Source organism: Actinomycetospora sp. C-140, assembly GCF_054796175.1.
Map to the genome: position 1 here is coordinate 130,132 of NZ_JBTWNF010000005.1, position 13,431 is coordinate 143,562.

Below are 13,431 nucleotides of genomic sequence, written 5' to 3' on the forward strand. Positions count from 1 at the left end.
CCCTGGCACAGCGTTGTGACACCGGGGTCGGGCGTGCCCCCGCGCGGCTACCGGATCCCGGCCGAGTTCAGCCAGTCGCGGGCGACCTGGGCCGGGTCCGGGCGGTCCGGGCCTGCGAGGCGGGCGTTGAGCGCGGTGAGCTGGGCCGTGTCGAGCTTCGCCGAGATCTGGTTCAGCGTCTCGGTGACGCGCGGGTCGCCCGCCTTGCCTCGGTTGATCAGCGGCACGACGTTCTGGGCCGCGAAGTTCGAGCGCGGGTCGGCGAGGACGACGAAGTCGTTCTCCGGGATCGACGCGTCGGTGGTGAACAGGTCGGCGGCCTGGACGGTGCCGTCCCGCAGGGCGGCGACGGTCAGCGGCCCGCCGGCATCGAGGGCGCGGAACTCGCGGAACGTGCAGCCGTAGAGGCGCTGGAGGCCGGGGATGCCGTAGGCGCGCTGCTGGAACTCCGGCGGGCCGCCGAACGCGATCGTCGGGCAGAGCCGGGTGAGGTCCTCGATCGAGGCGAGGTTGTTCTGCGTCGCGAACGCGCGGGTGACGACGACGGCGTCCTTGTCCTCCGCGGCACTCTGCGGGAGCAGCTGGAGCTGTGGCGGCAGCTTGGTGGTGAGCTGCTGGTAGACCTGGTCCGACGCGGTGGCCGTGGTCTGCGGGTCGAGGAACTGCAGCAGGTTGCCGGTGTAGTCGGGCACGAGGTCGATCTCGCCGCGCTCGACGGCCGGGTAGTAGGTCTCGCGGCTGCCGATGCCGAAGCGCCGCTCGACGGCGACGCCCTTCGCCTCCAGCGCGGTCGCGTAGATCTCCGCGATGAGGCGGTTCTCGGTGAAGTTCGCCGACCCGATGCGGACCGTGCCCGGCGCCGACGGCGCGGCGGGCTGGGTGGCGAGGGGATCGGAGCCCCCGCCGCACCCGGCGAGGAGGACGCCCACGGCGGCGATCGCCGCCAGGAGCAACGCACGCGAAGATCGGATCATCGGTCGGGCCTCTCTCAGGACGGGACGGGGCGGGAGGTCGGGGGGTCGGCGGGCGCGAACGGGCTCGTGATCCGGACACGGCCGGGGCCGGGCGTGACGAGGCGCCCGAGGCCCTGGAGGACGAGCTCGACGACGATCGACAGCACGGCCACCACGAGGGCGCCGCCGAGCACCTGCGGGTAGTCGCGCACCGAGAAGCCGTCGATGATGTAGCGCCCGAGCCCGCCGAGGCCGACGTAGGCGGCGATGGTCGCGGTGGCCACCACCTGCAGCGTCGCGAAGCGCACCCCGCCGAGCACGAGCGGCACGGCGGCGGGCACCTCGACCTGCAGCAGGATCTGGTGCTCACGCATCCCCATGCCGCGCGCGGCGTCGACCGCGCCGGCGTCGGCCCCGGCGACCCCGGAGTACGCGCCGGCGAGCATCGGCGGGACCGCGAGCAGGACGAGCGCGAGCGTCGGCGGCAGCAGGCCCAGCCCGAGCAGGAGGACGAACAGCACGAGCACGCCGATCTCGGGGACCGCGCGCAGGCCGTTGGCCACGCCGACGACGGCGAGCCCGCCGCGGCGGGTGTGCCCGATGAGCGCGCCCAGCGGCAGGGCGATCACGGCGGCGATGACGACGGCGAGCAGGGTGTAGCCGAGGTGCTCGAGCACGCGGGTCGGGATGCCGGTGCCGCCGCTCCACTGCGCGGGAGCGGTGAACCAGTCGAGGAGACGTCCGAGCACCGCCTACACCCCCGCCCGGGCCCGCGACCACGGCGTGAGGGCCCGCCCGAGCCCGAGCCACAGGGCGTCGAAGACGAACGCGAGCGCGATCGAGCCGACGATGCCGGTGACGACCATGGCCGTGTAGTCCTGCTGGAACCCGTCGGTCATCAGCGTGCCCAGGGACTGCACCCCGACGAGCGCGCCCACCGTGACCATGGAGAACGTCGTGACCGACGCGACCCGCACCCCGGCGGTGAGCACCGGCACCGCGAGCGGCAGCTGCACGCCGAGCAGCAGGCCCGTCGGGCGGTAGCCGACGGCGAGCGCCGCCGTGGTGACGGTGTCGGCCACGGAGTCGAGCGCCTCGGCGACGCTGCGCACGAGGAGCGCCACCGCGTAGATCGTCAGCGTGACCAGCACGTTGACGGGGCTGAGGATCGGCGTGGCCAGCAGCACCGGGATGAACACGATGAGCGCGAGCGACGGGATCGTGTAGAGCGCGCCGGACAGCGGCACGAGCACCCGGCGCGCGGCGCGCGAGCGGTGGGCCCACCAGCCCAGCGGCAGCGCGATCACCAGCCCGAGCAGCACCGGGACGACGGCCAGGAGCACGTGGTCGACGACCAGCTCGTCGAGCTCGTACCCGAACGCCCTCACCGCGCGCCCCGGTCGAGCAGCGCCAGCACGTCGTCGGTGTCGACCCCGCCCCGGTAGCGGCCCGCGCCGTCGACGGCGACGCCGCGGCCCGCGGGCGAGCTCAGCGCCGCGTCGAGCGCGCCGCGCAGCGTGCCCGCGCCGTCGGACGCGGCGTCGGCGCCGTCGGTGACGTACACCGAGCCGAGGTCGTGGCGCGCGCCGTCGGGGCCGAGCCACGCGGCCGGGCGCTCGGCGCCGTCGAGCAGCACCGTCCACTCCCCCGGCACCCCGGAGGAGCCGTTCTCGTCGGCACGCGTGGGCAGGTCGACCAGCCGCAGCGCCGTGGCCGGCACGAACCCGAGGCGGCGGTAGCCGCGGTCGCGACCCACGAAGCCGGACACGAAGTCGTCCACCGGGGCGGCGAGCAGCTCGTCGGGCGGTGCGAACTGGGCGAGGCGCCCGCCCACGCGCAGCACCGCGACGCGGTCGCCCAGGCGGATGGCCTCGTCGATGTCGTGGGTGACGAACAGGATGGTCTTGCCGAGGTCGGCCTGCAGGCGCAGCAGCTCGTCCTGCAGCTCGACGCGCACCACGGGGTCGACCGCCGAGAACGGCTCGTCCATGAGCAGCACGGGCGCGTCGCCGGCCAGCGCCCGGGCGACGCCGACGCGCTGCTGCTGGCCCCCCGAGAGCTGCGCGGGCCACCGCTGGGCCATGGCGCCGTCCAGCCCGACCCGCTCGAGGACCTCCGCGGCGCGCGCGCGGGCCTCGCGGCGCGGGAGGCCCTGCAGCACCGGCACCGTCGCCACGTTGTCGATCACACGGCGGTGCGGGAACAGGCCGGCCTGCTGGATGACGTAGCCGATGCCGCGGCGCAGCAGCGCCGGGTCGGCCTCGGCGACGTCCTGGCCCGCGAGGTGCACGGAGCCCGACGTCGGCTCCACCATGCGGTTGACGGTGCGCAGCGACGTCGTCTTGCCGCAGCCCGAGGGGCCCACCAGCACGGTGATCTCGCCCTCGCGGGCGGTCAGCGACAGCGACTCCAGGCCGACGGTGCCGTCGGCGAACCGCTTGCCCACGTCCCGGAACTCGATCACGTGGCGCCCCCGGATCCGCCGGTGGCACAGGCGTGGCCACCGAGTCGTCGCGAGAATCTAGCCGGACCCCCCGACAGCCGCGACCGATCACCGGCGAGCGTGTGGCGTTGCGGACACCCGGTGTCCGCGGTGGCCCACCGCTGACACGTCGGGGACCTCAGCCCGCGGCGCGGTCCTCGGGGGTCAGCGGGCCGCGGCGCAGGAGCTCGGTGAACTTCTCCGCCGGCATCGCGCGGGCGAACAGCCAGCCCTGGTAGGCGTGGACGCCGAGGTCGCGCAGGACCGCGAACTGGTCGGCGTCCTCGACCCCCTCGGCCACGCAGACCTGCCCGATCGCGGCGGTGAGGTCGACGACGGCGCGGGCGACGGCGCGGTCGGACTCGCCGGTCGCCACCCCGCGCACGAACCCGCGGTCGAGCTTGACGATCTGCGCGGGCAGGCCGGTGAGGCGCGAGAGCGACGAGTAGCCGGTGCCGAAGTCGTCGACCGCGAAGCGCACGCCGGCCGCGATCAGCTCGTTCATCTCCCGCAGCGTGGTCGCGGGCAGGTCGGCCAGGCAGGTCTCGACGAGCTCGAGGACCAGGCGGTCCCAGGGCAGCCCGGCGTCGGCGACGGCCTCGCGCACGGTGTCGAGGAAGTCCGGGTCGCCGGGCAGCAGGCCCGCGAGGTTCACCGCCACCGAGGGCACGGTCCCGTCGGGGCCCGACGCCGGCCACACCGCCGCCTCGCGCACCGCGGTGCGCAGGACCCAGCGGTCGAGGTCGCCCATCAGCTCGGCGGCCTCGGCGACCGGCAGGAACTTGTCCGGGAAGATCAGGCCCTGCTCGGGGTGCTGCCAGCGCACGAGCGCCTCGGCGGTCTGCACCCGGCCGTCGGGCCCGACGACGGGCTGGAAGTGCAGCACCAGCTCGTCGTTGACCATGGCCTCGCGCAGCTGGGTCTCCATCCGCAGCGCCTCGTCCGCGCCTTTCATGATCGCCTCGTCGGCGAGGGCGAACCGACCGCTGCCGCCGCTCTTGGCCTCGAAGAGCGCGGCGTCGGCGAAGCGCATGAGGTCGCCGGTGCCCGGGTGCGACGGGGCGGGCTCGAGGCCCGCGAGCTCGGTGGCGCGCTCCTGGCGCAGCACCTGGGCGACCGGGTCGCCGACCGGGTCGACGTCGAGGTGCGACGGGTCCGGGACGTCGCCGGCGGCCCCCACCCCGATCGTCGCGCCGACGGCCGCCCCGACCGTCGCCGAGATCCGCACGAGCTGGCCGTGCACCGGGATGGCGGTGCGCAGGATGCCGGCGACCGTCGCGGACAGCGCGTCCAGCCCGCCGTGCAGGTCGACGTCGGCGCACACGACGACGAACTCGTCGCCCGCGCTGCGCGACGCGGCACAGCCGGCCGGGAGGCGCTCGCGCAGCCGCGCGGCCAGCTCGACGAGCAGCTCGTCGCCCGCGTCGTGGCCGAGCGAGTCGTTGACCCGCTTGAAGTTGTCGAGGTCGCAGAACAGCACCCCGGTGCGCCGCGCCGTCGGGCCGGAGAGCAGCCGCGACACGGTGGTCGTCAGCGCGCGGCGGTTGGGCAGGCCGGTCAGCTCGTCGTGCATGGCCTGGTGGCGCAGGCTCGCCTCGACCCGGCGCGCGTCGGTGACGTCGGTGAACACCACGAGGTGGGTGACGCCGCCGTCGTCGTGCACCGACACCGAGACGTGCAGCTCGCACCACACCGCCGCCGCGTCCGCGCCGTCCGCGCCGCGCTCGCGGGTCCGCAGGGCCCGCGGCGAGCACGACCAGCTCACCGAGCCCGCCGACCCCGCCGGGCGCGCGAGCAGCGGCGTCGCGGGCCCGACGCCGGCGGCCGCCTCGGCGTCGAGGTCGAGCAGCTCGTCGGCGCGCCGGCGGCGCAGCGACTCGAGCCCGTGGCCGAGCAGCCGGCAGAGCGACTGGTTCGCGTCGACCAGCCGCTCGTCGTCGTCGAACATCGCGATCCCGACGGGGGCGACGGCGAGCAGGTCGGTGAAGCGCTGGGTGGAGGCGCGCAGCCGCTCCTCGGCCTGCCGGCGCGCGGTCACGTCGGCGGCGGTGCCGAGCACCGAGCCCCCGGGCCCGTGGGAGCGCAGCGCGGCGTGCAGCTGCAGGATGCGCCCGCTGCCGTCGCCGAGGCGCACCTCGTCGTCGAGCGGGACACCGTCGGTGACGAGGGCCTTCCACCCGCGCAGCAGGCTGCCGCGGTCGTCGGGGTGCAGCGCCGCCACGAGACCGTCGGCGCGCCGGGTGGCGTCCGCGTCGACCCCGAGCAGGTCGGCGAGCGCCGGCGAGAGCCAGGCGGAGCCGGTGGCGAGGTCGACCTCCCAGTGGCCCAGACCCGCGATCCGTTCGACGTCGGCGGCCGTGGGCGACGACGCCGAGGGGGACGACGACGCCGGGAGGGCAGCCGTCTCGGGGGCGTCCGGCACCAGGACCAGCACCGCCCCGCCGACCGCGTCCGGCCACGCGACGACCCGCACCGGCAGCGGCGCGGCGGCCACCCGGCGCAGCCGGGCCGCGAGGAGCCCGTCGGGTCCCGCGGCCGGGTCGACGGGCCCGAGGCCGACGAGCAGCTCGCCCAGGGGCCCGCCGAGCATGCTGCGGGGGTCGAGGCCGCCGGTCGGGTCGACCATCCGGGCCACGGGCTCGCGCACCTCGACGATGCGCCCGCGGCCGTCGTGGCGCAGCGAGGCGCCGGCCGGGAGCGGCGGGCCTCCCGGGGTGCCGGGCGCGGTGGGCGGCACGTCGGTGCCGGTGTCCCCCGTGGGCAGCGTCGCGCGCGCCTCGGACCGGCGGGACGCCGTCGTCTCCCGGACGACGGCGAGGCCCCGCGAGCCCGGCACCGGCACGGCACTGCTCACGTATCTCCCCCTCGCCCTCGGATCGACACGTTCCTCCGATCGGGAACGCGCTGTCCGTCTCTGTCTCAGGCAACGAAGAAGAACCGATGGGGGTCCGGGGGGATCACCCCGTGGGGGGACCCGGCGCGGCGACCGCGTCTCCGGACGCGGTCGCCTGCACGACACGGACGATGGACCTTGAGGTCACCGACCGGTCGACGCGCCGAAGCGGACGGAGGCCACGACGAACGGCGACCGGCCCAGAACCACTCGGCCGATGGGCCGCCCGGTCACCCACGTGCGGATCAACGCCCTACCGTCGGTGGGATCTCCGTGCCGCGAACGGTCCCCCAGCGACCATGAACGCTCCGCCACCGCCGAACGGAGGACTCCGCATCCACCGGGCGAGCGACACGGGCCGCGCACCCGGCCGTGGCTACCCGCCGGAACCCCTCGGGAGGAGTGCCGCACACCCGGTCGTGGGCAACCTGATCGTGTCTCAGTGACCGTGTCCCTCGGCGGCCACCTCGGCCACGTGGCGGCGGACCACGCCCTCCTCGGACGCCGCCCGCGCCACGGCCGCGGCCACCGCAGGCGCCACGCGGTCGTCGAGCGCGCTGGGGACGATGTGGTCGACGCCGAACTCCTCGTCCCCGGCGGCGATGTCGGCGATCGCCTCGGCGGCGGCCAGCTTCATCGCCTCGGTGATCCGCCGTGCGGCGGCGTCGAGGGCGCCCGCGAACACCCCGGGGAAGGCGAGCACGTTGTTGATCTGGTTCGGGTAGTCGCTGCGCCCGGTGGCGACGACCGCCGCGTGCTTGCGCGCGACCTCCGGGTCGATCTCCGGGTCGGGGTTGGAGAGCGCGAAGACGATCCCGCCCTCGGCCATCGAGGCGATGACCGACTCGGGGACGGTGGAGCCGGAGAGCCCGAGGAACACGTCGGCACCGGACGTCGCGGCCGCGAGGTCGCCGCGCACCCCGCGGGGGTTGGTCTGCTCGGCCAGGGACATCTTCTCGACGTTCATCCCCTCGCGGCCGGAGTGGATGACGCCGCGCGAGTCGAGGACGACGACGTCCGACGCGCCCGCCGAGAGCAGGATCTTCGCGCAGGCCACGCCGGAGGCGCCTGCGCCGCTGACGACGACCTTCAGCGAGGCGAGGTCGCGGCCGAGCACGCGGGCGGCGTTGCGGAGCGCGGCGAGCACGACGATCGCGGTGCCGTGCTGGTCGTCGTGCATCACCGGGCAGTCGAGCGCCTCGACGAGCCGGCGCTCGATCTCGAAGCAGCGCGGCGCGGCGATGTCCTCGAGGTTCACCGCACCGAAGCTCGGGCGCAGGTGCACGAGGGTCTCGACGATCTCGTCGACGTCGGTGGTCTCGAGCACCAGCGGGATCGAGTCGAGGTCGGCGAACGCCTTGAACAGCGCCGACTTGCCCTCCATCACCGGCAGCGAGGCACGCGGGCCGATGTCGCCGAGCCCGAGGACGGCGGTCCCGTCGGACACGACCGCGACGAGGCGGTGGGTCCACGTGTAGCGGGCGGTCAGCGCCTTGTCGTCGGCGATCGCCCGGCTGACCTTGGCCACGCCCGGCGTGTACGCGATCGCGAGGTCGCGGCGGCCGGCGAGCCCGACCGTCGGTGCGATCGAGAGCTTGCCCCCCTCGTGCGCGGTGAAGACTTCCTCCTCGGAGATGTCACGACCGTCGAGGGAGGGCTGGGTGGGATCGGGGACGTCGCTCACGGGGACTCCAAGCGGGTCGGGCAGGGGACGAGTGGGGTACCCGGGGCGGGACATCTCGACCGGCCTCCCGCGGTCGGCGGGGGCCGGAGGGCCGTCGGCGCGGATGGTGGGCGCGCGGCCCGGGTCGAGGGTCACCTGCGCCCGGTCTACCGGCGAATCCTCGCGCGCCACCCCGTCCCGTGTCTGCGGCAGGTGGGGTCGCGCCCGTCACCGCCCTGTCACCGGCACCGTCACCGAGGCCGGTCACACGTCCGGTCCCGTGTCCCCGAGGTCTAGGGTCGGCCGCCGTGCAGGTGCGGGAGCTGGGCGTGCCGGGCTCGTGGCTCTTCGACCCGCCGGTGTTCCCCGACGACCGGGGCTCCTTCGCGGCGCCCTTCCAGGCGGGGGTGTTCACCGCCGCGGTGGGACACCCGCTGCACGTCGCCCAGGTCAACGCGAGCGTGTCCCGCCGCGGGGCGCTGCGCGGCGTGCACTTCGCCGACGTCCCGCCCGGCCAGGCCAAGTACGTGCAGTGCAGCGCCGGGGCGTTCGTCGACGTCGTCGTCGACCTGCGCGTCGGGTCGCCGACGTTCGGGACGTGGGACGCGGTGCGCCTCGACGGCGACGCCCAGCAGGCGGTCTACGTCGCCGAGGGCCTCGGGCACGCCTTCCTCGCCCTCGCCGACGGCACCGTGGCCACCTACCTGTGCTCCCGGGAGTACGAGCCCGCCGCCGAGCACGGCATCGCGGCCCTCGACCCGGACCTCGACGTCCCCTGGACGCGCTGGTGCCCCCGCGAGGACCTGGTGCTCTCCGACAAGGACGCGACGGCGCCGACGCTCGCCCAGGCCCGCGCGGACGGGACGCTGCCCACCTGGGAGGCCTGCGTGGCCCGTCGCGAGGCGCTGGCGGGCGCCGCGGGCACGACGCCCTCAGCGGGCCCGTAGACGCCCCGGACGGGGCCACAGACGCCAGCGCACCGGGCCGACGACCTCCGCGGGCCCCAGCGTCCGCGAGTCCGTCGACGCCTCGGGGGCGTCGCCGACGGCGAACCAGCCCTCGTCGGTCTCCAGCGCCGCGCGCTTGACCGAGAGCTGCCCGGGCCGCGACGGCCACCGCACCAGGGCCGGCTCCCCCGGACGCACGACCGCCCCGACGCGGGCCACGACGACGTCGCCGTCCCGCAGCGTCGGCGCCATCGATCCGCCCCGGACGAGCACGCGGCGTGGGCGCTGCCGCCAGAGGGTGACCAGCAGCTCACGAGGGGTCCTCACCGTCGGCGCCTCACGTGTCGTGGGCCGGTGACAGGGGTACGTTCCCTGTCGTCGGAACGATCACCATTCCCCATGAGGAAGAGGGAGGCGAGATGGGACTGCTCTCCAGCGTCCTCCGTCCGCGTCTGGAGGCCACCGCACACTGCGACCTCCCCTGTGGCGTCTACGACCCGGCCCAGGCCCGGATCGAGGCCGAGTCGGTCAAGGCGATCCAGGAGAAGTACCAGGGCAACGAGGACCCGGCGTTCCGCGCCCGCGCGATCCAGATCAAGGAGGAGCGCGCCGACCTCGTCAAGCACCACCTGTGGGTGCTCTGGACCGACTACTTCAAGCCGCCGCACTTCGAGAAGTACCCGCAGCTCCACGAGCTGTTCAACAAGGCCACCAAGGCCGCGGGCGGCGGTGAGGGCGGCGCGAAGTCGTCCATGGACCCGAAGTCCGGTCAGCAGGTGCTCGACTACATCGCCGAGATCTCGGACATCTTCTGGGAGACCAAGAAGGGCTGAGCGCCCGCTCGGCCTCCTCGGCGAGACCCCGACGCGCCCGTCCCCGCCACGCGGGGGCGGGCGCGTCGTCGTGCGGGAGCCTGTGTTCCGGGTCCGGAGCGGGTAGGGAGGACGCCGTGAGCGCCACACCCCGCGGACGCATCTACGTCCTGCGTCACGGCGAGACCGAGTGGTCCCGCGACGGACGCCACACGAGCCGCACCGACCTCCCGCTGACGCCGACGGGCGAGGACGCGGCCCGGATCGCCGGCCGGCTGCTCGTCACCCTGCGCGGGGACGTGCCGCCCCCCGTCGTGTGGACGAGCCCCCGCCGCCGCGCGCGGGACACGGCGCGGCTGGCCGGCCTCGCGCCGGACGCCGTCCGGGACGACCTGGTCGAGTGGGACTACGGGGAGTACGAGGGCCGCACGACACCGGAGATCCGCGAGGACGTGCCGGGCTGGACCGTGTGGACCCATCCCTGCCCGGGCGGCGAGACCGGCGCGCAGCTCGCCGCCCGCCTCGACCGCGTGCTCGCCGACGCCGAGCGGGTCATCGCGGAGCGCGACCTCGTGGTCGTGGGCCACGGGCACGCCGGGCGGGTGCTCATCGCCCGCTACCTGTCCCTCGCGCCGTCGGCGGGAGTCGGGTTCGCGTTCGACCCCGCGTCGGTGACGGTGCTGGGCCACGAGCGCGGCGTCCCGCGCATCGACCTGCTCAACGCCCCCGGTGGCCTCGTGGAGCCGCCCCCGCCGCCGGCGGAACGGCACTAGGGCAGCGGCACCAGAGGACAGCTACCGACGGGCGCGGAAGCGGAACGACCGCTCGCCGGCGTCGGTGGTCGCGTCGCCGAAGCCGGCGCCGTGCAGGCGGTCGGGCATCGTCGCGGGGTCGACGACGACCATCGTGTCGCCGACGTGCAGGAGCCGGAACCGCAGGCTGCGGCGGCTGTCGGACCCGGCGAACGTGCCGCCCGGGCGCAGCACGCGGGCGGCCTCGGCGAACAGCCGGTCCTGGTGGTCGGGCGAGGGCACGTGGTGGAGCACCGTGAAGCAGACGACGGTGTCGAAGCTGGCGTCGGCGAACGGCAGGGCCGCGCCGTCAGCGGCCCGCACCTCGACCCGGTGCCCCATCGCGTCGCCGAGGTCCTTCGCGAGCCGCCGGTCCACCTCCGCCGCGGTCAGCGAGCCCGCGCGCTCGACGAGCCAGCGCGTGGTCACCCCGTAGCCGGGGCCGATCTCGAGGACGTCGCCGCCGAGGTCGACGTCCTCGAGGGCCCACGGCAGGACCTGCTGGTGCATCCGCTCGGCCCACCCGGCCGACCGGCAGAGCCTGCGGTGCAGGACGTTCATGGGCACGCCCGCCACCGTAGTTCAGGGGCGCACGCCGTCGCCGTCCTCGGCGTCCTCGGCGTCCTCCGCGCCCGCCCACACGCGCGCGGGCGCGCAGAGCAGTCCGTACAGCACCACCGCGGCGAGGACCATCACCGGCACGCCCCAGTCCGCGCGGTGGGAGGGCACCGCGGCGTAGAACCCGCAGCCGAGCACGAACAGCTGGGCGACCAGCGACGGACCGCGGGCGCCGCGCGTCCCGGTGACGAGGGCGACGCCCGCGGCGCCCACCGCGAGGCCCAGGAGGGCCACGAAGCCCCACACCGAGAACGTCACGCCGTCGACGGCGAGCAGCACCGCGACGACGACGCCGACGACGCCCTCGGCGATCACGCCGAGGGCCGCGAGGCGCACGGGACGGGGCATCACCACGACACCCAGCGTAGGCACGGCGGAGAGATCGGCGACATCCCGACCCCGCACCCCCCGGACGGAGGGGGCGTGCCGTCTACGGTGAGCGCCGTGCGTGCGCTGCTCGTGGCCAATCCCTCGGCCACCACGACGACGGCGGCCGGTCAGGACGTCATCGCGCACGCGCTCGCGAGCGAGATCAAGCTCGACGTCGTCGCGACCCGCTACCGCGGCCACGCCGCCGAGCTCGCCGCCCGCGCGCGGTCCGAGGCCGTCGACCTCGTCGTGGTCCTCGGCGGCGACGGCACGGTCAACGAGGCCCTCAACGGGCTGCTCGCCGACGGGCCCGGAGAGCACGTCCCGGCGCTCGGGGTGGTGCCCGGCGGGTCGGCCAACGTGTTCGCCCGCGCCCTCGGCGTCCCGCGCGAGCCGCTCGAGGCCACCCACACGCTGCTGGGCGCGCTGCACGAGGGCCGCTCGCGCACGGTCGGCCTCGGCCGCGCCGACGAGCGGTGGTTCAGCTTCAACGCGGGCCTGGGCTGGGACGCCGACGTCATCGCCTCGATGGAGCGCGCCCGGGGCCGCGGTCACGACGCCACCCCGGCCCGCTACGTGGCCACGTCGATCCGCCGCTGGTCGCGCGCCCGGGTCGACCCGCCGGACCTCACCGTCGAGCTCGCCGGCGAGGAGCCGGTCGACGGCGTCCGGCTCGCCATCGTCTCGAACACCGACCCGTGGACCTACCTCGGCTCGCGGCCGGTGCGCACCAACCCCGGCTGCTCGTTCGACGGCGGCCTCGGTGTCTTCGCCCTGCGCTCGCTGGGCCTGCCGACGGTCCTGCGCCTGGTGCACCAGGTGCTGCGCCGCGACGGCGCCGCCGGGCTGAAGACCGTCGTGCGGCGCGACGACGTCCCCGCTCTGCGGATCACCAGCAACGAACCGGTGAACCTCCAGGTGGACGGCGACCACCTCGGGCAGCGCAGCGACGTCGAGTTCGTGTCGGTCCCGGAGGCGCTGCGGGTGGTCGTGTAAGACGTCCCCGGACGGCCCGCTACGAACCTCGGTGTGAAATCGACGTGAACTCGGTGGGCGGGACGGGCATCTGAATCGAGCCCAGGTGCCGACCGCTCGTCGTGGCCCCTCGGACGGGTGGACGGTTCGTCGTGCGTGAATCGTCGCTCGTCGCAGCCGGGCGGTCATGACGGTGCGCGCCATTCCACTCACCGACCGAGTTCGCCCGTCGAGCCGCTTGGCACTCGATCTCGTCGGTCGTGTCCTGCAGATTGAGTCGCATCCCCCGCGAATACCGGGAAGGACGCACGGGCCCTCGGGCCGGTGTTCCGGACCGGACGGGTCCGTTGTTCTCGAAATGGAGAACAACGGGCGGGAGTCGGGGGACAGCGACACCACCACGCGGTGCGGGTCGCCGTCCCCGGTCTCCGAGCCAGGTCGCGGGCCCCGACGGTGGGGCCCGGGACACGTCGAGAAGACGACGACCACGACCGGTGCGCGCCCCGAAGCGCACCCTCCGAGGAGATCAGAACGATGGACTGGCGGAACGAAGCTGCTTGCCGCGACGAGGACCCGGAACTGTTCTTCCCCGTCGGCACGAGCGGCCCCGCGCTCTCCCAGATCGCTCGCGCGAAAAGCGTCTGCCGGCGCTGCCCGGCGATGACCGAGTGCCTGAAGTGGGCCCTCGAGTCGGGCCAGGACGCGGGCGTCTGGGGCGGTGCGAGCGAGGACGAGCGCCGCGCGCTCAAGCGCCACGGCATCCGGCCCGAGGTGCACACCGCGCTCTGACGGCCCCGACCCGGCGCCGCGCTCCCACGCTCCCCCAGGCGCCGACCAGGTCCGCAGCACCACGCCGGACGCTCGCTCCCCACGCGTCCGTCCCGGTGAGCGCGGATCGACCACGCGAGACCCGAGGGCCCCGGTCCCG

General features: G+C 75.2%; 14 protein-coding genes. 5 read left to right on the forward strand and 9 right to left on the reverse strand.

Annotated elements, in window-relative coordinates:
* Positions 1 to 47: 47 nt before the first annotated feature.
* The 6 genes from ACR9E3_RS10540 to ACR9E3_RS10565 all read right to left on the reverse strand — a co-directional run bounded on the left by ACR9E3_RS10540 (position 48) and on the right by ACR9E3_RS10565 (position 8,012).
* Complete coding sequence (locus tag ACR9E3_RS10540) at positions 48 to 953, reverse strand: ABC transporter substrate-binding protein (RefSeq protein WP_460380189.1); 906 nt, start codon at positions 951 to 953, stop codon at positions 48 to 50.
* Positions 954 to 988: 35 nt separating this feature from the next.
* Positions 989 to 1,702 (reverse strand): ABC transporter permease, encoded by a 714-nt coding sequence (locus tag ACR9E3_RS10545; protein WP_460380190.1) that lies wholly within the window; start codon positions 1,700 to 1,702, stop codon positions 989 to 991.
* Positions 1,703 to 1,705: 3 nt separating this feature from the next.
* Positions 1,706 to 2,341, reverse strand: a complete 636-nt coding sequence (locus ACR9E3_RS10550; protein WP_460380191.1) for an ABC transporter permease — start codon at positions 2,339 to 2,341, stop codon at positions 1,706 to 1,708.
* Positions 2,338 to 3,417 (reverse strand): ABC transporter ATP-binding protein, encoded by a 1,080-nt coding sequence (locus tag ACR9E3_RS10555; RefSeq protein ID WP_460380192.1) that lies wholly within the window; start codon positions 3,415 to 3,417, stop codon positions 2,338 to 2,340. Before ACR9E3_RS10555 ends, ACR9E3_RS10550 begins: the two co-directional genes overlap by 4 nt.
* Before the next feature lie 157 nt (positions 3,418 to 3,574).
* Positions 3,575 to 6,289 carry a putative bifunctional diguanylate cyclase/phosphodiesterase gene (locus ACR9E3_RS10560; protein ID WP_460380193.1) on the reverse strand — a complete coding sequence of 905 codons (2,715 nt, stop codon included), beginning with the start codon at positions 6,287 to 6,289 and terminating at the stop codon, positions 3,575 to 3,577.
* Between the two features lie 478 nt (positions 6,290 to 6,767).
* Positions 6,768 to 8,012 (reverse strand): NAD(P)-dependent malic enzyme, encoded by a 1,245-nt coding sequence (locus tag ACR9E3_RS10565; RefSeq protein ID WP_460380194.1) that lies wholly within the window; start codon positions 8,010 to 8,012, stop codon positions 6,768 to 6,770.
* Positions 8,013 to 8,299: 287 nt separating this feature from the next.
* Between ACR9E3_RS10565 and ACR9E3_RS10570 the strand changes: the two genes are divergently transcribed.
* Positions 8,300 to 8,938: a dTDP-4-dehydrorhamnose 3,5-epimerase family protein gene (locus ACR9E3_RS10570; RefSeq protein ID WP_460380195.1), complete on the forward strand. Its 639-nt coding sequence runs from the start codon at positions 8,300 to 8,302 to the stop codon at positions 8,936 to 8,938.
* Here ACR9E3_RS10570 and ACR9E3_RS10575 read toward each other — a convergent pair.
* The gene (locus tag ACR9E3_RS10575) at positions 8,924 to 9,265 is read right to left on the reverse strand and encodes a S24/S26 family peptidase (RefSeq protein ID WP_460380196.1); all 342 of its coding nucleotides are present in this window, start codon (positions 9,263 to 9,265) and stop codon (positions 8,924 to 8,926) included. The two genes, ACR9E3_RS10570 and ACR9E3_RS10575, sit on opposite strands and share 15 nt — an antisense overlap.
* A 92-nt stretch (positions 9,266 to 9,357) precedes the next feature.
* On the opposite strand from ACR9E3_RS10575, the gene sodN reads away from it, so the two are divergent.
* A complete protein-coding gene (sodN, locus tag ACR9E3_RS10580) occupies positions 9,358 to 9,771 on the forward strand; it encodes a superoxide dismutase, Ni (RefSeq protein WP_285657661.1) in 414 nt (137 codons plus the stop codon).
* A 116-nt stretch (positions 9,772 to 9,887) separates the two neighbouring features.
* Positions 9,888 to 10,523 carry a histidine phosphatase family protein gene (locus ACR9E3_RS10585; RefSeq protein ID WP_460380197.1) on the forward strand — a complete coding sequence of 212 codons (636 nt, stop codon included), beginning with the start codon at positions 9,888 to 9,890 and terminating at the stop codon, positions 10,521 to 10,523.
* Between the two features lie 21 nt (positions 10,524 to 10,544).
* Here ACR9E3_RS10585 and ACR9E3_RS10590 read toward each other — a convergent pair whose 3' ends face one another.
* Complete coding sequence (locus tag ACR9E3_RS10590) at positions 10,545 to 11,102, reverse strand: class I SAM-dependent methyltransferase (RefSeq protein WP_460380403.1); 558 nt, start codon at positions 11,100 to 11,102, stop codon at positions 10,545 to 10,547.
* A 21-nt stretch (positions 11,103 to 11,123) separates the two neighbouring features.
* Positions 11,124 to 11,513: a hypothetical protein gene (locus ACR9E3_RS10595; RefSeq protein WP_460380198.1), complete on the reverse strand. Its 390-nt coding sequence runs from the start codon at positions 11,511 to 11,513 to the stop codon at positions 11,124 to 11,126.
* Positions 11,514 to 11,603: 90 nt separating this feature from the next.
* On the opposite strand from ACR9E3_RS10595, the gene ACR9E3_RS10600 reads away from it, so the two are divergent.
* Positions 11,604 to 12,524, forward strand: a complete 921-nt coding sequence (locus tag ACR9E3_RS10600) for a diacylglycerol/lipid kinase family protein (protein ID WP_460380199.1) — start codon at positions 11,604 to 11,606, stop codon at positions 12,522 to 12,524.
* Positions 12,525 to 13,037: 513 nt separating this feature from the next.
* Positions 13,038 to 13,292 (forward strand): WhiB family transcriptional regulator, encoded by a 255-nt coding sequence (locus ACR9E3_RS10605; protein ID WP_460380200.1) that lies wholly within the window; start codon positions 13,038 to 13,040, stop codon positions 13,290 to 13,292.
* Positions 13,293 to 13,431 lie beyond the last annotated feature (139 nt).